The sequence below is a fragment of the Mucilaginibacter sp. PAMC 26640 genome, from assembly GCA_001596135.1.
In the GTDB taxonomy this organism is placed as follows: domain Bacteria; phylum Bacteroidota; class Bacteroidia; order Sphingobacteriales; family Sphingobacteriaceae; genus Mucilaginibacter.
Genome location: CP014773.1, coordinates 1,158,406 through 1,178,059, shown reverse-complemented (window position 1 = coordinate 1,178,059; position 19,654 = coordinate 1,158,406). Strand labels below are relative to the sequence as shown.

Here is a 19,654-nt window from a genome sequence, read left to right as displayed (position 1 = left end):
TCTTAAAGTCCATCTTTAGGAACAATTGCTCCTCTCACAGGCGGCCGGGGGATCTGCACCTGATCCGGGTAATGCCGGCGTAGGGAGAGGTAACAAGTTAAGTGTACTGCCGTTTTATCCCGGCGAGCAGATGGTTTAACTCATTTTTTGTTCAAAAAATTTTGAAAAATTTATTTGCGGCGCTCTTCGCCCTGCTGCTGCCAGTTTTGGCGTCGGCTCAATTTTCCATCAGCGGAAAAATCACTAGTCAATCCGGCGAGGTATTGCCCGGCGCAACCGTTAGCCTGGCCAGCCCGGCTAAAAATGTGCAAACAGATGTAAACGGCAAATACCAACTAAGCGATATTGCCGCAGGTAGCCGACTGCTGCGGATTAGTTTTATCGGCTATCAAACCTTAAGCAAGGCTGTGCAGGTAAACAGCGATGTTGTACTTAATTTAACACTTACAAACGGCACACTTGGCGTAGAAGAGGTTACCGTGATTGCTACCCGGGCCGGCAAAAACTCGCCTACCGCATTTACCAACTTAAGTAAAAAAGATCTGGAGAAAAATAACTTCGGCCAGGATTTGCCTTTTTTGCTTAGTCAGACGCCCTCCGCTGTAATCACTTCAGATGCCGGCGCAGGCATTGGTTATACAGGAATCCGCATTCGCGGATCAGACGCTAGCCGGGTAAATGTTACCATTAATGGTATCCCTTACAACGATGCGGAAAGCCAGGGTTCCTACTTTGTAGATCTTCCGGATTTTGCTTCGTCTGTAAACAATATACAGGTGCAGCGAGGTGTAGGTACATCAACCAATGGCGCCGGTGCATTTGGTGGGAGTATAAATGTACAAACGGCAACCCGTCGCGATACCGGATATGCGGATATCAACAATTCAGTAGGCTCATACGGTACGGTTAAGAACACAGTTAGCCTGGGTACTGGTTTGTTGGGTGGTAAATTCAGTGTAGACGGCCGGCTATCACGCATTAAATCGGATGGTTACATCGATAGAGCCTCTGCCGATTTGAAGTCGTTTTTTGTAAGCGGCGCTTATTATGGCGCAAACAGCACGTTAAGAGCAAATGTTTTTTCGGGCTATGAGCGCACCTACCAGGCCTGGAATGGCATTCCCGATTATATCATCAGCGATAAAAGCATCCCTAATCACCGTACTTATAACGAGCTGGGTTTGATGCCCGATGGCACTTATTATAAAGATCAGGTTGATGATTACCTGCAAAACCATTACCAGTTGCTATATGATCAAAAGATCTCGTCCAGGCTATCTTTTAGTGGTGCGTTGCATTATACTAAAGGAAAAGGCTATTATGAAGAATTTAAAACAAACGCAAAGGTAGCCGATTATGGTTTAGCACCAGTAATCTACAACACAGATACGATAGCAAGGACCGATCTGGCCCGCCGCCGCTGGCTGGATAATGATTTCTATGGTGTTACTTATGCCTTAAAATACAAGCCGCAATCCAACCTTAATTTTACTTTAGGCGGGGCATACAATCGGTATGCCGGCGCACACTATGGTAACATCATTTACACAGCCCAAAGCGCAGGCATTACGCCGAATTATGAATATTATCGTGACGACGCCAAAAAGAACGATTTTAACATTTTTGGCCGTGGCGAATACAAAGTTGGCGATATTACGCTGTTTGCCGACATGCAATATCGCAGCGTTTATTATTCTTTTTTCGGCCTCGACAGAAACTTGAATAATACCCAGCAAAATGCAAAGCTGAATTTTTTCAATCCGAAAGCAGGGGTTACCTATGAGCTGGATGAGCATAATAATGTTTATGCTTCCTTTGCTGTGGGTAACCGCGAGCCTAACCGGGATGACTATACTAACTCTACCCCGGCTAACAGGCCCAAACCCGAGAACCTGAAAGATTTTGAAGCGGGTTACCGTACCAGCGGCGATGTATTCAGGGGCGGTATTAACCTGTTTTACATGCTCTACAAAAACCAGTTGATTTTAACAGGTGCATTGAATGACGTAGGCTCGCAGATCAGGCAGAACGTGAAAGATAGCTACCGCGCAGGTATCGAGTTTGATGGCAAGGTGAACTTGGCTAAGCAACTTACCTGGGGTGCTACTGCTACTTTGAGTGCCAATAAAATAAAAAACTACGGGCAATTTTTTGCCAATTACGATAACAACACCCTCGTCTCTTTATTTTTAAAGGAAACCAATATTGCTTACTCCCCATCTTTTTCGGCCGCCAGCGACTTAAGCTATATACCGGTAAAAGGCGCTGAGATTGCTTTGATCAATCGTTACGTAAGCAGTCAATTCCTTGATAACACATCAAATACCAACCCGGCAGGCTTCCCGGTTGCGGCGAGCAATCGCTATATCCAGAACAGGCAGCTAAATAGCTACTTCGTAACTGATGTAAGAATGCGCTACAACTTTAGTGTTCGCTCGGTAAAAAATATTGGCATCGGTTTACAGGTAAATAACATTTTCAGTAAACAATACGAAGCCAACGGTGCTACCTACCCGGATATTGAGGGCGGCCAGGTAATAAACTATAATTACTTTTTCCCTCAGGCTACGCGCAATTTCATGGCATCGCTTAGCTTAAGCTTTTAACTTACATGAATAGCTGGGCACAACTATTTATAGAGCAAATTAAAGCTACTTCGCTTTTAGAATGGCTTGCTGTAATACTGGGCGTAGCGGAGGTGTTTTTGGCAAAGGCAAATAAAGTGTGGCTATACCCAACTGGTATAGCCTCTACTATAATTTCTATTTATCTTTTACTGAGCGTGGCCCTCTATGCCGAATGCCTGCTTAATGGTTACTATGTAGTCATGAGCATTTATGGCTGGTACTACTGGGTTACAAAGAAAAACGAGCCACCTGTTAAGGTAAGTTACTCCAATAAACACGAATGGGTAGTAACACTGCTCATCGTGTTCGTTGGCTGGGGTATTTTGTACCTGCTGCTGGCTCATTTTACATCTTCTACGGTACCAGTTTGGGATGCCTGGGTATCATCTACCGCCTGGGCGGGGATGTGGCTGCTGGCCAGGCGCAAAATAGAAAACTGGTTGCTGCTGAATATCAGCAACTTGTTTGCAATACCCTTGTTGTACCATAAAAATCTGGTCCTGTTTGCCGTGCTTACCATCGTGCTTTTTGTAGTTGCCATTTTCGGTTATATCGATTGGCGAAAAATTATCGCCAAAGAAAAATCTGCCAAATATGCCAGTTAGTACAAAGAATATGCTGCACCCCTCTTCCCTGTTGCAGGCAGAATGGATCGCTGTCATCAGAAAATACGCGGCCGGTGCCGAGAAGCTTGGTCAGTTACATCCCGGTCAATTGGAGCTGGTTTACCAACAACAATGGTTCAATTTGCTTAGTCCGGCGGTTTACGGCGGATTGCAAACACCGCTTCCGGAGCTGGTAAAAATGGAAGAGGCCCTCAGCTGGGCTGATGGCAGCCTCGGCTGGGTAGTTACGCTATGTTGCGGCGCAGGTTGGTTTGGCGGTTTTTTACAGCCGGATATAGCCCACCAGGTTTATAAGAATACCAAAGCATGTATAGCGGGCAGCGGTGCATCAACCGGCACGGCTACTGTGTATGGCAACGGATACCTGATTAATGGCAGCTGGAAATATGCCAGCGGCGTACACCACGCTACTCATATCACTGTCAATTGTGTTATCACGAACGAAGGAGGGCCGGTTTTAAATCCGGATGGCACAGAACTTATCCTCCCGTTTATATTAGACCGCGGCGATGTCACCCTATTGGCAGGCTGGAAATATATAGGAATGACCGCTACCGGAAGTGATGCCTATCAAGTTAGTGAGCTATATGTTGAGCGTGCACGATGCTTTAAAATTGAACCAGGAGATGCTGTAATTGACAACGAACTTTATAGCTTCCCCTTTCTGCAATTGGCCGAAGCAACCCTTGCAGCTAATCTATCGGGCATGGCCATTCATTTTATGGATCTGTGCGTACCTGCGTTCGCAAACAAAGCAACTAACCTGCGCAGAGTCAACCCATCCAACATAGCGGTAATGGGTGATGCATTATTACAAGCTAAAGAATTTATTGACCAGGTCAGGTTTGATTTTTTCAACTCGGTTGAGCTTGCGTGGCAAAACCCCAATGATGTATCACTTCTTAAAATAGTTAGCGCCAATAGCCGCTTGCTTGCTAAAGCAGCGCGAGAATGTGTGGATCTGCTGTACCCTTATTGCGGCCTTTTGGCGGCTTCACCAGATACTGAAATTAACCGTGTTTGGCGCGATCTGCATACCGCCAGTCAGCACGCTTTGCTTACCTTTCTGGAGTAAATACGCAAATCCGATATAAGTATATTAATAATTAGTTTTTTGAGGTATATTTCCTATTTTTAGTCACAGCTAAGGCTCAATTTGCAACCGTACACAAAAGCGTGATAACACCGCTGCTGAACAGATTTTCGCCGGGAAAATGCGTCATTACCTGTCTTTAACAGTTCGAGTGTACGGTTTAGCATCATGAGTTCAGGAGAAAACCTGAGACGGGCTGTAAAATATTATAAAACCTATACCTCGTTTGCATGAAACCTTTACCTGCCATCATTAATCTTTTAAGATCTGCAGCTTTACATCTATCATTAATTATCACGGTATTAATTTTATCTGAAAGTTGTAAAAAGCCCGGAGACCCACTTAAACTGCCCAGCCCGGCACCTGCCGACACCATTGGCACGGAAAATTTTGAGAAACTTACAGCTTGGAAGGTTTACAAAACCAATCATAGTACCCCCTACAACCTTGCGGTTTTTGGTGATTCTTACGTCCAGGGCAATTATTTCACCTCTTTGCTGCGCAATAAGCTATTAAATGATGGCAATGAGGATGGAGGCCCGGGCTATTGCAGTTTTGGACGTTATGATCCTACAGGATTATATTCAATAGACAGTTCTATTGACCCGGAACAGTTAACATTTACCTACGACCCGTTAAAGTGGACGTTAAATAAGGAAAGAACGGTTGGCCCGTGTGGCGATGTTATAAGTGCTGTTGCTAACGCAACCATAAATGTAACTGCTACAGTACCACTTGATGCGGTCACAATAATATTTGAGCAGCACCCAGATGCGGGGGATTTCCGTTACCGGTTAAACGGCGGCGCCTGGGTAACAGTGAGTATTTCAGCAGATGTGCAATCTACTAATACCTACACTATAGAAACGGATAAGCTAGGCGATAAAATAGCTATTGAAATTGAGTCACTATCGGTGGGGCAAAGGTTCTGCGGCGTAGTTGGCCAGCGATGGGGCAGTTTTTTAACGGTTGATAAAGCAGGAATGTCTGGCGGGGTGTCTGTTTTCTTTGGCCAGGATTATCCCTGGGAGAGTGCAGTAGAAGCTTTGGCACCAAATGGAGCGGTGATAATGTTTGGGACTAATGAACAACTCCTTAATTTGGACCCCGAAAGTTTAACACTGAATGTGCAGTTCATGATCGATCACCTACGGCATTACAATCCGGCTTGTGATATCATGCTTATTTCTCCACCCGAAACGAAATATGCAACCGAAGAAAATCACAAGTACAAATTATCGCAATATGCCGATGCAATGCACAAACTTGCACTTGCCAATAATACGGCATTTATTGATTTCGAAAAAATCTTTCCAAAGTTTACACAAAGCTCCGTCGATCAGGGGCTGATGAATGCGGATCGAGTTCACCCTGGGCCAAAAGGAGGCGAATTAATAGCCCAGACCATCTTCACTGCATTTAAAAAATAGATTACAGCTATTAGCGTTAAAATACATTTTTTAATTGGAAAAGCCGTCTGACTCTAATCAGGCGGCTTTTTTGTGTGATTAGTTAGGGTTATTATAACACAAATATCACATTGCAATTAACAAGCATTACCGATATTTGCCAACTCAAAACATTTTAGATGAAGATAAAACTTCTGTTTACACTAACATTTGCCGCGGCTGTAGTTACCGTATCGGCTCAAACAAAAAAAACCTTAACACCAGCCACAGCAACATTACCGAGGCCAAAACTAATGGTCGGCCTGGTGGTAGATCAAATGCGCTGGGACTATCTTTTCAGATATTATGACCGTTACCAGATGGGTGGTTTCAAACGCCTCATTAATGATGGTTTTACCTGCGACAATACCCAGGTAGATTATATTCCTACCGTCACGGCAGCCGGTCACAGTTGTGTTTATACCGGGTCGGTACCAGCTATACATGGTATTGCCGGCAACGATTTCATTATACAGGCTACCGGCAAATCGATGTACTGTACGGATGATAGTACGGTTACTGCCGTTGGCAGTACCTCTATAGCAGGTAAAATGTCGCCGCGTAATTTACTGGTTACTACTGTTACAGACGAATTGCGCCTGGCTACCAATTTTCGTGCTAAGGTAATTGGCATTGCATTAAAAGACAGGGGCGGTATACTGCCGGCCGGGCACTCCGCCAATGCCGCCTATTGGTTTGATGATGCCAGCGGTAACTGGATCACCAGCACCTATTATATGAGCCAGTTACCTGCCTGGGTAAAAGCATTTAACGACCAGAAGATCCCGGAAAAATATTTAAAGCAGGATTGGAACACCCTTTATCCAATAAATACCTACTTGCAAAGCGCACCCGATAATAGCTCTAAATATGAGGGTAAATTTGCCGGTGCCGAAGCGCCGACCTTCCCGGTTAAAACTTCCGAACTATACAAAGGCCGATTAGGGATGATCCGGAGCACGCCTTACGGAAACAGTATGACACTTGATCTGGCAAAAGCTGCTATCGCCAGCGAAAACCTGGGTAAAAACACGGTCACCGATTTTTTAGCGGTGAGTTTATCATCTACCGATTATATTGGCCACCAGTTTGGCGTAAATGCGGTAGAAACTGAAGATACTTATCTGAGGCTAGACCGCGACCTGGCTTCTTTCTTTAGCTACCTGGATGCAACTGTTGGTAAAGGTAATTACAGCGTATTTTTAACTGCAGACCATGCCGCGGCACACAACCCCGCTTTTCTTAGCGACCATGGTATCCCCGCGGGGACTTTTAACGATGGCAAAGCAATGGCCGAGATGAATAAAATGCTGGAGGAGAAGTATAAGATAAAGCAGTTGGTGATCAGCATGGATAACTACCAGGTTAATTTGAACAATATTGCTATTAAAAGAGAAAAAATAAGCGAAGAGGCTATTAAAGTTGATTGCATTAATTATCTGCAGCAACTTCCAGAAGTAGCTTTTGCTGTTGACATGCAAAGGGCACAGTCCGCCAATATTCCCGAAACCTTACGAAGCCGGATTATTAACGGTTACAGTGTAGCGCATAGCGGTGTCATCCAGATTATATTAAAACCGGCCTATTTCTCGGGGCATGGCACAACAGGTACCACCCATGGCACCTGGAACCCGTATGATACCCACATTCCGTTACTGTTTATGGGCTGGGGAATAAAGCATGGTAGCCTTAACCGCGAAACTCACATGACAGATATTGCAGCAACAGTTGCCGCTTTGTTACACATACAGGCACCGAACGGAAACATCGGGACACCTATAGCAGAAGTATTAAAGTAGGACGCCGTCCGAAAGGCATTTAGAACGAGAGTCCGTGAGAGAAGCAGATAATATTTTTACCTTCGTCTATCGGACTTTCGGTCTTTTCCGACATCCGGATTCACTAGCATGCGCAAATATATTTCCAAATTCCACTATATCACTCAGGATCTGCCTAATCGCAGCCATGCAGAACAGGCGCAAATAGCCTGCGAGGCTGGTGCCAACTGGGTGCAGTATCGCTGCATGACCAAAAGCGACGAAGAATTGGTAGCCGAGATACACCAAATAGCAGCTACCTGCGACGACTGGGGCGCAACGCTTATCCTTACCAATCACTATCACCTGCTGGATAAGGTAGATGCACAAGGTGTGCATATAGAAGATTTCGACGCCGATCTTGCAGCTATCCGTGAGATCATTACCGGCGAAAAAACCTTGGGAGCATCAGCTACCAATGTTAATTCGCTTTTACAGATTCAAGGTTCCGGTGTGGTAGATTATTGCGGCTATGGGCCATTTGCGCATACCGATACCAAGCCAAATAAAAGCGCATTACTGGGTTTTGAAGGATACCGGCAATTGGAAAAACACAATATTCAGATCCCGGTAATTGCCGTAGGAGGTGTGCAATTAGCAGATACGGACCATTTAATGCGGACAGGTATTTATGGTATAGCCGTATCTTCTGCCGTTAATTTGTCTTTTGACCCTGCCGGTGTAGTGAAGGAGTTTTACAGGAAGATCTATTGAGGGCTCAATTCCGCAGTTATCTAAAGTTAAACTGCAGTATAGTCAAATTCACCTCTTTTCAAACCTTTCTTTGTGAATTGATGTACTGTTTACATGTTTAAAAGAACGGCGATCATTATCTTACTTCTGGCAGGTGCAGTGAGATCTAAGGGGCAGGATACGCTGTCTATCACATTGGAGAATGTTAGATACCCCTACCCGGTAAGCTTTTTTTCCATCAGGGTAGAAAATCAGGACATCCGTATGGCCTATATGGATGTTAAGCCCACGTCGCCTAATGGCAAAACAGTGATGTTGTTTCATGGCAAGAACTTTGGGGGTTACTATTGGGCAAATGTGATCAAGGCTTTGGCAGAAAAGGGCTATCGGGTGATCGTTCCGGATCAGGTTGGCTTTGGCAAATCATCTAAGGCCTTTATCCATTATAGTTTTCATGCATTGGCAAGGTTTAATAAGCAATTGCTGGATTCACTCGGAGTGTCAAGCGTTAGCTTGATGGGCCACTCTATGGGCGGCATGCTGGCCACCCGGTTCGCGCTATTGTATCCGGCCCAAGTAAATAAGCTCTTGCTGGAGGATCCGATAGGCCTCGAAGATTATCGCACCTTTGTGCCCTATAATAGCGCGGCCGACGATTATAAATCTGAATTGAAGACATCCTTTGAAAGCGTAAAAAGGTACTATGAAACCTCTTATTTTGCAGAATGGAAGCCGGAGTATGATTACCTTGTTAAAATTGGTGCCGGTGTTTCCGGGAGTGCCGACTTTCCGAGGTATGCGATGGTTGCCGCATTAACTTTTGAAATGATTTACGAGCAGCCCGTATGCTACGAATTTGGATTGCTAAAAATGCCAACTGTTTTATTCATCGGAAAGGAAGACAAAACAATAGTTGGCAAATCGCTGCTAAACGATGTGGAGAAAGCAAAACATGGGCAGTATAAAATTCTGGGTAGGCAAACAGCAAAGCAAATTCCCGAATGTAAATTGGTGGAATTTGAAAATTGCGGGCACATACCGCATATTGAGGTACCCGATCAGTTTCTGGCGGCACTCTTTAAAAATCTATGAAAGGGCTCAAAAAAAAACTCCCAATTTATTCGGGAGTTTTTTGGTCAAAATAATTAAGGTTAAAAGGGAAGATCGTCAGCATCGTTGGTGCGTGTGCTATCATCAGTTTTCAAAGCATTTCTTTGAGCGCCGTCGTTATTATCAAAGTCGGTTTTGCGGCCAAGCATCGTAAAATTCTCCGCAACCACTTCAGTAGTGTATTTTTTAATACCTTCTTTATCTTCAAAAGAACGGGTACGTAATTTTCCTTCTATGTAAACCAATTTACCTTTTTGTAAAAACTTTGCCGCTACATCAGCCAGTCCGCGCCACATAACGATATTATGCCATTCGGTTTGCTCAACCTTACGGCCATCTTTGTTAAACGTTTCTGATGTAGCCAGCGGAAAACTTGCCACGGCTACGCCACCCTCAAGATGCCTAACCTCCGGGTCTTTTCCTAAATGACCTACAAGTATTACTTTATTAATTCCAGACATGCTATAAATTAACGGAGAATTATTTAGAAATTAAAAAAATCTTTTATAAATATAAAAACGCTTTTCGGCATAGCTAAATTCTTCAGATTTTCTAAATCGGTATAAAACCAGGATGCTTGTAAATTTTTTGGTGAGCCGTTTAAAATTAAAAATTGAATATACAGATGTTGATGTGTAAGTACATGTTTAGCTGCAATATAATGGTCCTTGATGCCTGTAATTCCCTCAAAGAGTTGTAGTGCACGGGGTAGTGAAATCACAGCATCGGCAGTCATTGGCTCATCGGTCTCAATCATGGGTAAATCATACATGTTGGCCCAAATGTCGTTTTCTCCCCGCTTGTTCATGAGTAATTTATCGTCTTCCATTATTAACGTATAGTTAAAATAGCGTTTGCGGATTTTTACTTTATTCAATTTAACTGGCAGATACGAAGTTGCGTTAGTTTTGAAAGCCAGGCAACCAAGCCTTACAGGACAAATGCCACACGCTGGGTTTTTAGGCTTGCATAGCATTGCGCCAAATTCCATCATAGCCTGATTGTGCGAAGCAGGTTGCTGCTTGTTTAGCATTTCATCCGCTAATTGCTGAAAAAGCTTTTTACCTTTTGGCGAGTTAATGGGCTCGTCGATCCCAAAATACCGGGCCAATACGCGGTACACATTGCCGTCCACTACTGCACGGGCTTCGTTAGCAGCAAACGATGATATGGCCGCAGCAGTATATTCCCCTATACCTTTCAGTTTAATAAGCTCATCGTATTGTACGGGGAAAACGCCATTATAATTTGCTTGTACCAGTTGCGCTGTTTTGAGCATATTTCGGCCCCGTGAATAATAGCCTAGCCCCTGCCATAACTTCAATATATCATCCTCTGGTGCCACAGCGAAGTGGCTTACTGTAGGGTATTTTTCCGCAAATCGATAAAAATAGGGCATGCCCTGCTCTACCCTGGTTTGTTGCAATATGATTTCCGAAAGCCAAATAATGTACGCGTCATTGGTTTTGCGCCAGGGCAAATCGCGCTTGTTTTCCTCATACCAGCCCACTAATTCTCTTGAAAACTCCATCCGTTACAAAAATACATTATCCATCTCAGTATCATAATTTAACGTTATAAATAGGGTTTCGGAGCACGCATAAAAAAAATGCGCTATTTATTTTAATCTTTAATTTTAAAGCGATACTTTTGCAACCCCAAAACAGTTAAGTATTTATACATTAAATAAAAGAAAACAAGGATATGACCAAGGCAGAAATTATAGCTGAAATCTCTTCTAAAACAGGTATCGAGAAAGTGGATGTGCAGGAAACCGTTGAAGCATTTTTCAAAGTAGTGAAAAGCTCAATGGTAGGTGGCGAGAATGTTTATGTAAGAGGCTTCGGAAGTTTTGTTGTAAAAAAGAGAGCTAAGAAAACCGCACGTAACATTTCGAAAAATACTGCCATTATTATCCCTGAGCATTTTGTACCAAGCTTTAAACCAGCTAAGACCTTCGTAGAAAAAGTTCGTTCGGGTAACAAAACTACTACTAAAGCAGCCAAATAATTAAAGCATGAATACAAAACAGATAGCCGTTTGTGCAATAGTAGTTGTTACTATGGGCTATTTGTACCTGCAACCTGTTAAAGGTTTAACAAAAGCTAAAGAGGCTGCGGGTAAAAGTGCAGCTAACATGGTTCCAGCTGCAAAGCAGGCAAATATAAATGAAGAGTCGGTATCGGCTCTGGCAAAACCGGGTTTAGCTGCTGCACAGCTTCAGCAGGTAAACGCACTCGAAGCGCAGATCAAAACAGCGCCTGATGCTGCGAAACCTGCGTTGCAAAGAGCAATTGCCACACTTTGGGATGCTGCTACGCAACCCGCACCGGCTGCATTTTACTACCAGGCTATTGCGCAGAAAAATAATGAGTTTGCCGACTGGGTAAACGCTGGTAACCGTTTTAATGAAGCTTATAAGGCATCACAGGATACGGCGGCGCAAATGACTTTCACAGCAAATGCTGTTGAAGCATTCCAGGCAGCTACTAAAATTAAACCCGAAGATCTGGAAGCTAAAACAGGTTTGGGTGTAGCTTATGTAAATGGTGGCGGCATGCCCATGCAGGGTATTACTTTACTGCTTGATGTAGTAAAACAGGATCCTAAGAATCATGCAGCTAACCTTAACTTAGGCATGTTTGCCATGAAGAGCGGTCAGTTTGATAAAGCGGTGACCCGTTTTAAAAATATGCTTGCGGTAAAGGAAGAAGTAGAACCCTACTTTTACCTGGCAGAAAGCTATAAACAGCTTGGCCGAAAACAAGAAGCGATTGCAGCTTATGAAAAATGCAAGGATTTAATGGGCGACCCTGTTGCAGGGCAGCGCATAGATGAGTATATAAAGGAATTAAAAAAATAACGTAACACTTAAAAACTACTATCATGCCAAGCGGTAAAAAACGTAAGAGACATAAAATGGCTACCCACAAACGCAAAAAGCGTTTAAGAAAAAACAGACATAAGAAAAAATAAGCTATTCGCTTAGCTTAGAGTCCCGCATTAAAATTGCGGGACTGTTTTCATTATGTAATGTTTTTATCCACCTAACAATACGCGGCGCATTACCGCGCCGTTAAGAAATGGAGTAGCAATTGATAAAAGAACTAATTATCGATTCATCCCCTAACGGGACTACTATTGCATTAGTACAGGACAAACAACTTGTAGAACTCCATAAAGAGCAAATCACCAATAATTATACTGTTGGAGATCTTTACCTGGGCCGTATCAAAAAGATAATGCCCAGCCTAAATGCTGCTTTTGTGGATGTAGGATATGAGAAGGATGCCTTTTTGCATTATCTGGATTTGGGGCCGCAGGTACAAAGCCTGCTTAAGCTTACCAAACTGGTGCGTAGCGGGGGATACCAATCGAAACTTTTAGACAACTTTAAGCCTGAAGCTGATATAAACAAAGGGGGCAAAATCTCCGATGTTTTACAGAAGGGAGTGCTTGTGCCGGTCCAGATTGCTAAGGAGCCTATTTCAACAAAAGGGCCCCGCCTAAGTTCCGACCTGTCTATCGCAGGGCGTTACGTAGTGCTGGTGCCTTTTTCTGAAGTGATCTCGATCTCTAAAAAGATCAAAAGCAACACCGAGCGCAACCGTTTACGAAAGGTTGTTGAAAGTATTAAGCCGGTACATTTCGGTGTGATCATTCGCACTGTATCTGAAGGCAAGGGAGTGGAAGAATTACAAAAAGACTTGCTGGATCTGATTTCCAAGTGGGAAACTTTTGTAACTAAATTACACGGTACCGAGCCCTCTAAAAAAGTTTTAGGCGAGATTGGCAGAACATCAACTATCCTGAGGGATATCTTGAACCCGGAATTTCAGAATATTTATGTGAACGATGCAGGAATGTTTGAAGATGTAAAATCATACATTCGTGACATTTCTCCGGAGTTGGAAGGCATTGTTCGCCTGCATAAACACAAAGACCCTTTGTTTGAGCACCACGGTGTGGATAAGCAAATAAAAGGTGCATTTGGCAAAACAGTGAACCTTGCTGGCGGCGCTTACCTTGTTATTGAGCATACGGAAGCCCTCCACGTTATTGACGTGAACAGCGGCAACCGCACAGCTAGTAAAGAAAACCAGGAAGAGAACGCTTACCAGGTAAATAAAGAGGCGGCTAAAGAAATTGCCCGCCAGCTGCGCCTGCGCGATATGGGCGGTATAGTGGTTGTTGATTTTATTGACATGCACAAGCCAACCAACCGCAAGGAGCTTTTTGATTATCTGCGGGCACAAATGGCAGATGACCGTGCAAAGCACACCATTTTGCCGCCAAGTAAGTTCGGACTGATACAGATCACCCGGCAGCGCGTGCGCCCGGAGATGAACATTGTAACTACTGAAGTATGCCCGGCCTGTAATGGAACCGGTACCATACGACCAACAATTTTGCTGCTGGATGATATCGAGACAAATTTCAACTTCATTCTGGAAGAGCAAAACGAGAAAAATATTACCCTTAGCGTACACCCGTACATAGAGGCCTACATCAAAAAAGGAATATTTAACCGCCAGATGAAATGGTACTTTAAATATAACCAGTGGATAAAAGTGAAAAGCAACCCTGCTTACCAGATCACCGAATTCCACTTCCTGTCAGCTAAAGACGAGGAAATAAAGTTGTAAATGTGCAGTTATGCAAATGAAAAAGAGCAGGTGTTTTAGTTAACATCTGCTCTTTTTTTTACTTCGAATCATTTGTCGGTTCTGTACGTTAGCGTACGTTTATTGTTCGTTTTCGCACAGTCTGTTGTAGCACCGGTTGGCAAATTATGCAAAAACAATGTTTTCTTTCATTGGCATACCTATTGGTGCAGTTAAAGCACTGACGGTAAAGTAGAACCGTATTGCAATATGATTTCATTTAACCTTAAAATAGCTTTTCGTAACTTGCTTAAAAATCGCGTTTTTTCAGCGTTAAATGTGGTTGGGCTTGCATTGAGCATGGCAAGCTGCCTATTAATAAGCCTTTATGTTTGGGGCGAATGGCAGCAGGATACTTTTCATAATGATATCAAAAATATTTACCGTCTCACAGAAAGTCAAGACCAGGCTGGCAAGCTGTACAACGTAGCTGTAACACCCGGCCCGCTGGCCCCCGCCCTTGAAAATGATTTCCCGGAGATTGCACATACCGTGCGGTTTGGGAAATGGAGCGGAGTATTAACTAATGGAAAAAGCAGTGCTGAGCAATCCGATATTCAACTTACAGACAACAGCATCTTTACCGTATTTAACTTTCCGTTGGTAAAAGGTAATGCAGCAACAGCATTGAACGAACCAAACGGTATAGTGATCACAGAAAAAGTAGCGGAACAATACTTTGGTAAACAATGGCGAAACAACCCCAATATCATTGGGCAAAATTTTCTATTAAACGAAGAATTTAATTTTAAACTCACGGGAGTAGCCAGGAATGTGCCGGCAAATTCCAGCATTCAGTTTGATGTACTACTGCCCATTGCTTATCTGTTTAATTCCGATCCGTTCTCTAACAAATGGAACAGTAATAATTACCACACTTATGTGCAGCTTAAACCAGGCACCGACCCGGTTGCATTTGGAAACAAAATTGAAAATTGCCTGCACAGTTACAATAAGGAGAGTAGCGACAAGATGCGATTGCAGCCGCTTAAGGATCAGTATTTATATTCTGAGTTTGATTTTAATACAGATTGGGGCAAGCGAAGCAACATTAAATACATCAGGATCTTTTTGAGTGTTGGTTCACTTTTATTGATAATTGCGTGCGTAAATTTTGTCAATCTATCCACCGCCAGGTCGCTTAAGCGCTCGGTGGAGGTTGGCATCAGAAAAGTAACGGGTGCTTCCAGAAAACAACTCATATTACTGTTTCTGGTAGAATCTGTTTTACTGGCGCTAATCTCAGGGCTTTTAGCCGTGTTCATCATTGCTCTGGCCAAACCCTGGTTAACTATTCTGATAGGTTTAGAGCTGAACACAAGCCTGTCTGAATCTATGATTATCCCTTTTTTCCTGCTATTCATACTGATCATAGGGGTTTTAGCAGGCTCTTACCCGGCTTTTGTGCTGTCATCGTTCAAGCCATCAAGGGTATTAAAAGGCACGGCGGGCTTGTCATCAGGTAGCTTTTTTAGGCAATCCCTCGTCGTTGGTCAATTTTCAATTTCAGTAATATTGATCTTATGTGTTTGTTTTATGTATCAGCAATTAAAATTCATACAGCAAAAGGACCTTGGTTTTAATAAAGAACAGGTTTTAAGCGTGGGCCTAGGGGGTAAGCTGATGGGAGAGGCCGCCAACCTTAAGCAAGATCTGGAGCATACCGCCGGTGTCAAATCGGTATCACTAACAACTGCATCGCTTGTTATTGATCAAAACACAAGTTATATGGAGTGGGAAGGAATGTTAAAAGATGATAAATTTTTGATAACGCAGGCAAACGTTGACCCCGACTTTATTGGCACATTGGGGATGCAGTTGATAAGTGGAAGTAACTTTTCGCCACAGCTTACAAATGATACAGCCAATTTCATTGTAAATGAATCAGCTGCCGGGCGCATGGGGTATAGCAATGATAACGCAGTAGGCAAACGCGTTACTTTTTGGGGAGCAAAGGGAACGATTATTGGCACAATACATAACTTTAATTACAAACCCCTTAACACCAGCATCGAGCCTTTGATTTTACGCTACCAACCCAAAGACCGCTATTTTCGTGTGTTTATCAAAGTAATGCCTGGCAAAGCAGAACATGTGATTAAACAGGTCGAAAAACTTTACAAGAGTTATGAGCCCAATGTTAGCTTCCAGTATTCGTTTTTGGATGAAGCAATCGATCAATCTTATAGAAATGATAAGCGAACAGCTAGTTTTATATTACTGTTTGCCATACTAACCATTTTTGTTGGCTGCCTGGGCTTGTTTGGTTTAACCGTGTTTTCGGCCGAACAAAGGATCAAAGAAATCGGCATCCGTAAAGTACTAGGGGCTGGCCTGGCATCAATTGTTACCATGCTTTCAAAAGATTTCTTAAAGCTGATAGCCGTTGCCATCCTAATTGCGATACCGATTGCAAGCTACATCACATCCAAATGGCTTCAAAATTATATCTACCGGATAAATGCAGAATGGTGGGTTTTTGCCTTGGTTGCCTTAGCAGTATGCGGGATTGCAATTTTCACCATAAGTTTCCAGGCGATAAAGGCTGCCACCGTAAACCCGGTGAAAAGTTTGCGGAGTGAGTAGGCTTGGATTTGAAAGAGTTGACGTGTATCTATTAGCGTAGGCTCTTTTGTATGTTTACATTATGATAGGCTCACTAAAGATCAGAATAGCACTTAAAGAAATAATAAGCCTTTTAAAAGACAAAGATTTGCCAGAGACTGATATTTCAATTGCCGAAAAGTATATAAAAGTTAACGAATATGGTCTTGCTCTGGAACACCTGGCCGAGCAGTTATTTGAATTCGCTATTCCTTTAAACGAGCGGTTATATCACTCGATAATTTCTGCCGGCAATCTGATGGAAATAACGGCAGACAATTTTAAATATTTGGATAAGTTTAAGCAATTATAGAGCAGATAACCATCGCACTTGCAAACCCCGCCAAAAAATGCTAATTTTATTGGCAATTAAAATTTGCATATCTGTCATCTGCACATCCAAACATGGCCAAATCCAAAATCGCCTATTTCTGCCAGAGCTGTGGCTACGAATCGCCTAAGTGGCTGGGCAAATGCCCGAGCTGCCAGCAATGGAATACTTTTGTTGAAGAGATTTTAGAAAAATCCAATGCCTCTGTTCCCACCTGGAAAGCTAGCCCCGGTTCGTCCGTGCGGGCTAACAAACCTGTACAGGTGGCCGATATAACTTTTAAGGAAGAACACCGCCTGCTTACGCCTGATAAAGAATTTAACCGGGTACTTGGCGGCGGTATTGTGGCCGGATCGTTGGTGCTCATCGGCGGTGAGCCGGGCATCGGCAAATCTACCTTAATGCTGCAGCTGGCATTGAATATGCCCAATATCAAGGTGCTCTATGTATCCGGCGAGGAAAGCGATCACCAGATAAAAATGCGGGCGGGAAGGCTAACTCAGCCCCCCCCGCCCCCTGAAGGGGGAGCCTTTGATTTGCAAAGTGATTCTACTCCCCCTTCAGGGGGCCGGGGGGCTTCAGGGGGGGCTGCAGCCTGCTACATCCTTACAGAAACTTCCACCCAAAATATATTTAAGCAGATAGAAGAATTGCAGCCGGATATGGTGGTGATCGATTCTATACAAACGCTGCACTCTTCGCATGTGGAATCTACGCCGGGGAGCGTTTCGCAGGTGCGGGAATGTACTGCAGAATTGCTGCGTTTTGCCAAGGAGACCGCCACCCCGGTGTTTTTGATCGGCCACATCACTAAGGATGGGATGATTGCAGGGCCTAAGATCCTGGAGCACATGGTAGATACCGTTTTGCAGTTTGAAGGAGACAGGCACCACGTTTACCGCATTTTACGCACAATTAAAAATCGTTTCGGCTCTTCATCTGAACTTGGAATCTACGAAATGCTTGGCGAAGGCCTGCGTGAAGTATCTAATCCATCAGAGATTTTATTATCACAACGCGATGAACCACTGAGCGGTATTACTATTTCGGCCACTTTAGAGGGCATGCGACCAATGCTGATTGAAACCCAGGCGCTAGTAAGCACATCGGCCTATGGTACACCACAACGTACCGCCACGGGCTTTGATACCAAAAGAATGAGTATGCTGCTGGCGGTGTTGGAAAAGCGCTGTGGCTTTAGGTTAGGGGCCAAAGATGTGTTTTTGAATATTACGGGCGGCATCCGGGTGGAGGATCCGGCAATTGACCTGGGCCTGGCAGCGGCTATTATTTCATCTCATGAGGATATTCCCATTCCCGCCAAAACCTGTTTTGCCGGCGAAATTGGTTTATCAGGAGAAATCCGCGCGGTGAACCGGGTGGAACAACGTATTGCCGAAGCGCAGAAACTAGGTTTCGAGCAGATCTTTATCTCAAAATATAACATGCCATCAGGTGCCAAAGACAAAAACCGACTGGATCTGTCGCGTTACACGATCGATGTAAAAACTGTGGGAAGGATTGAGGAAGTTTTTGGACTGCTGTTTGGGTAGCGCCTCTGGCTATTTTTTTATAATATAAAAAAAGATCTCTTTCCGTTTATAGAAACCCAGGCTTTCATAAACCTGCACCGCACGGTGATTATCAAAACGCACATGTAACATAGGTGTGTCGCCTGCATTTAAAATTCGGTTCGCCTGGTATTGTAAAAGCGCTTTAGCATATCCACGGCCTAGGTGATCGGGATGGGTACAAACTGCACTGATTTCGGCATAATTAAAAATATGCATCCGCTGCCCCGCCATTGCTACTAACTGGTCTTTATCGAAAACGCCGTAATAGTGGCCAAAATCAATGGTACGTTCTGCAAACGGGCCGGGGTTGGTGAGCTGAGTTAGCGCCAGCATTTGCGGGATATGGCTATCTGTAAGCGGGACAATCTTAATGGCTGCATCAGGTTGCGCAACTTCTCCTGCGTAGATCATCTGGAAACATGGCAGTGCAAGTATTACCTCCCATGCTGCGGGGATGTCAACTTCATCGGGTGAGATAAAGCCTAAAGTACGTTCTTGCGTGATCAATTGATATAGCTGATCAAAACTTTCCTCGTTATTTTCTTTAAAACCGACGAAGGGCGATACATCTTTATTAAAGTATTTAACGGTATCGGACCCGTTAGATAAATTTTTATTGCCGGAAGTTAAAGCACTCCAGGCAGGGTTATCCAAGATATGTTTCATAATTAGAAGTCTGATGTACTAGCATTAATGTATTTGTCATCATAATGGCTTAAATTATACATCGTTGCGTATCAGATGCCATTTGGGAAAGTTCAATTTTTACAGCTACTTGCACCTTATTGTATAAAAATTGACCATCGCTATTGGCAGGCGATTGCATATTGCTAACAGGTGGATCGACGCTTTTAAAGCGCACTTTATCTTTTTGAAAATTAATTTTCACGGTGTTTTAGCAATAGTATGATAACAAGGGCGGGAAAGACTTAGCCGGATACAATTTTGCTTTATCATCGCAAATTTACATAAATACAGCTTCTACGCGAATCTAACTGGTATAAAATATAATTTCTATAATTAGCAGTAACGGGGAGCAGGCACGATAGCGCTCATACGTCCAAGCA

16 protein-coding genes are annotated in these 19,654 nt (G+C 43.6%); 13 read left to right on the top strand and 3 right to left on the bottom strand.

All coding sequences use genetic code 11. The features are described from left to right. Positions 1–161: 161 nt before the first annotated feature. The 7 genes from A0256_05015 to A0256_04985 all read left to right on the top strand — a co-directional run bounded on the left by A0256_05015 (position 162) and on the right by A0256_04985 (position 9,396). Positions 162–2,606 carry a TonB-dependent receptor gene (locus tag A0256_05015; protein AMR30829.1) on the top strand — a complete coding sequence of 815 codons (2,445 nt, stop codon included), beginning with the start codon at positions 162–164 and terminating at the stop codon, positions 2,604–2,606. A 5-nt stretch (positions 2,607–2,611) separates the two neighbouring features. After that, positions 2,612–3,232: a hypothetical protein gene (locus A0256_05010; GenBank protein ID AMR30828.1), complete on the top strand. Its 621-nt coding sequence runs from the start codon at positions 2,612–2,614 to the stop codon at positions 3,230–3,232. A gap of 10 nt (positions 3,233–3,242) precedes the next feature. Next, positions 3,243–4,328 carry a hypothetical protein gene (locus A0256_05005; protein ID AMR34430.1) on the top strand — a complete coding sequence of 362 codons (1,086 nt, stop codon included), beginning with the start codon at positions 3,243–3,245 and terminating at the stop codon, positions 4,326–4,328. A 248-nt stretch (positions 4,329–4,576) separates the two neighbouring features. Continuing rightward, entirely contained in the window at positions 4,577–5,776 is a 1,200-nt protein-coding gene (locus A0256_05000) for a hypothetical protein (GenBank protein ID AMR30827.1), read from the top strand. 158 nt (positions 5,777–5,934) lie between these two features. Beyond that, the gene (locus A0256_04995; GenBank protein AMR30826.1) at positions 5,935–7,593 is read left to right on the top strand and encodes a nucleotide pyrophosphatase; all 1,659 of its coding nucleotides are present in this window, start codon (positions 5,935–5,937) and stop codon (positions 7,591–7,593) included. Positions 7,594–7,701: 108 nt separating this feature from the next. After that, on the top strand, positions 7,702–8,325 hold the full coding sequence (locus A0256_04990) for a thiamine phosphate synthase (GenBank protein AMR30825.1): 624 nt from the start codon (positions 7,702–7,704) through the stop codon (positions 8,323–8,325). 93 nt (positions 8,326–8,418) lie between these two features. Further along, on the top strand, positions 8,419–9,396 hold the full coding sequence (locus A0256_04985; GenBank protein ID AMR30824.1) for an alpha/beta hydrolase: 978 nt from the start codon (positions 8,419–8,421) through the stop codon (positions 9,394–9,396). A 59-nt stretch (positions 9,397–9,455) separates the two neighbouring features. On the opposite strand, the gene A0256_04980 is transcribed toward A0256_04985, so the two are convergent. Together A0256_04980 and A0256_04975 are read right to left on the bottom strand one after the other, a co-directional pair. Beyond that, the gene (locus A0256_04980) at positions 9,456–9,875 is read right to left on the bottom strand and encodes a single-stranded DNA-binding protein (protein AMR30823.1); all 420 of its coding nucleotides are present in this window, start codon (positions 9,873–9,875) and stop codon (positions 9,456–9,458) included. A gap of 23 nt (positions 9,876–9,898) precedes the next feature. Further along, positions 9,899–10,945, bottom strand: coding sequence for an A/G-specific adenine glycosylase (locus A0256_04975; protein AMR30822.1), 1,047 nt, complete (start codon positions 10,943–10,945; stop codon positions 9,899–9,901). 173 nt (positions 10,946–11,118) lie between these two features. Here A0256_04975 and A0256_04970 point away from each other — a divergent pair, with 173 nt between their 5' ends. The 6 genes from A0256_04970 to A0256_04945 all read left to right on the top strand — a co-directional run bounded on the left by A0256_04970 (position 11,119) and on the right by A0256_04945 (position 18,566). After that, a complete protein-coding gene (locus A0256_04970; GenBank protein AMR30821.1) occupies positions 11,119–11,424 on the top strand; it encodes an integration host factor subunit beta in 306 nt (101 codons plus the stop codon). Positions 11,425–11,476: 52 nt separating this feature from the next. Next, entirely contained in the window at positions 11,477–12,277 is an 801-nt protein-coding gene (locus tag A0256_04965) for a hypothetical protein (GenBank protein AMR30820.1), read from the top strand. A 232-nt stretch (positions 12,278–12,509) separates the two neighbouring features. Continuing rightward, positions 12,510–14,060: a ribonuclease G gene (locus A0256_04960; GenBank protein ID AMR30819.1), complete on the top strand. Its 1,551-nt coding sequence runs from the start codon at positions 12,510–12,512 to the stop codon at positions 14,058–14,060. Positions 14,061–14,288: 228 nt separating this feature from the next. Then, positions 14,289–16,664, top strand: coding sequence for a hypothetical protein (locus A0256_04955; protein ID AMR30818.1), 2,376 nt, complete (start codon positions 14,289–14,291; stop codon positions 16,662–16,664). A gap of 61 nt (positions 16,665–16,725) precedes the next feature. Then, entirely contained in the window at positions 16,726–16,995 is a 270-nt protein-coding gene (locus tag A0256_04950; protein AMR30817.1) for a hypothetical protein, read from the top strand. 92 nt (positions 16,996–17,087) lie between these two features. Beyond that, on the top strand, positions 17,088–18,566 hold the full coding sequence (locus A0256_04945) for a DNA repair protein RadA (GenBank protein AMR30816.1): 1,479 nt from the start codon (positions 17,088–17,090) through the stop codon (positions 18,564–18,566). A gap of 9 nt (positions 18,567–18,575) precedes the next feature. Here A0256_04945 and A0256_04940 read toward each other — a convergent pair whose 3' ends face one another. Further along, complete coding sequence (locus A0256_04940) at positions 18,576–19,253, bottom strand: hypothetical protein (GenBank protein ID AMR30815.1); 678 nt, start codon at positions 19,251–19,253, stop codon at positions 18,576–18,578. Between the last annotated feature and the right edge of the window lie 401 nt (positions 19,254–19,654).

What these genes read in the sequence shown, in the direction of transcription:
- A0256_05010 (AMR30828.1), top strand. Translation starts at nt 2,612, where the DNA reads ATGAATAGCTGGGCACAACTATTTATAGAGCAAATTAAAGCTACTTCG.
- A0256_05005 (AMR34430.1), top strand. Translation starts at nt 3,243, where the DNA reads ATGCTGCACCCCTCTTCCCTGTTGCAGGCAGAATGGATCGCTGTCATC.
- A0256_05000 (AMR30827.1), top strand. Translation starts at nt 4,577, where the DNA reads ATGAAACCTTTACCTGCCATCATTAATCTTTTAAGATCTGCAGCTTTA.
- A0256_04995 (AMR30826.1), top strand. Translation starts at nt 5,935, where the DNA reads ATGAAGATAAAACTTCTGTTTACACTAACATTTGCCGCGGCTGTAGTT.
- A0256_04990 (AMR30825.1), top strand. Translation starts at nt 7,702, where the DNA reads ATGCGCAAATATATTTCCAAATTCCACTATATCACTCAGGATCTGCCT.
- A0256_04985 (AMR30824.1), top strand. Translation starts at nt 8,419, where the DNA reads ATGTTTAAAAGAACGGCGATCATTATCTTACTTCTGGCAGGTGCAGTG.
- A0256_04980 (AMR30823.1), bottom strand. Translation starts at nt 9,875, where the DNA reads ATGTCTGGAATTAATAAAGTAATACTTGTAGGTCATTTAGGAAAAGAC.
- A0256_04975 (AMR30822.1), bottom strand. Translation starts at nt 10,945, where the DNA reads ATGGAGTTTTCAAGAGAATTAGTGGGCTGGTATGAGGAAAACAAGCGC.
- A0256_04970 (AMR30821.1), top strand. Translation starts at nt 11,119, where the DNA reads ATGACCAAGGCAGAAATTATAGCTGAAATCTCTTCTAAAACAGGTATC.
- A0256_04965 (AMR30820.1), top strand. Translation starts at nt 11,477, where the DNA reads ATGGGCTATTTGTACCTGCAACCTGTTAAAGGTTTAACAAAAGCTAAA.
- A0256_04955 (AMR30818.1), top strand. Translation starts at nt 14,289, where the DNA reads ATGATTTCATTTAACCTTAAAATAGCTTTTCGTAACTTGCTTAAAAAT.
- A0256_04950 (AMR30817.1), top strand. Translation starts at nt 16,726, where the DNA reads ATGATAGGCTCACTAAAGATCAGAATAGCACTTAAAGAAATAATAAGC.
- A0256_04945 (AMR30816.1), top strand. Translation starts at nt 17,088, where the DNA reads ATGGCCAAATCCAAAATCGCCTATTTCTGCCAGAGCTGTGGCTACGAA.
- A0256_04940 (AMR30815.1), bottom strand. Translation starts at nt 19,253, where the DNA reads ATGAAACATATCTTGGATAACCCTGCCTGGAGTGCTTTAACTTCCGGC.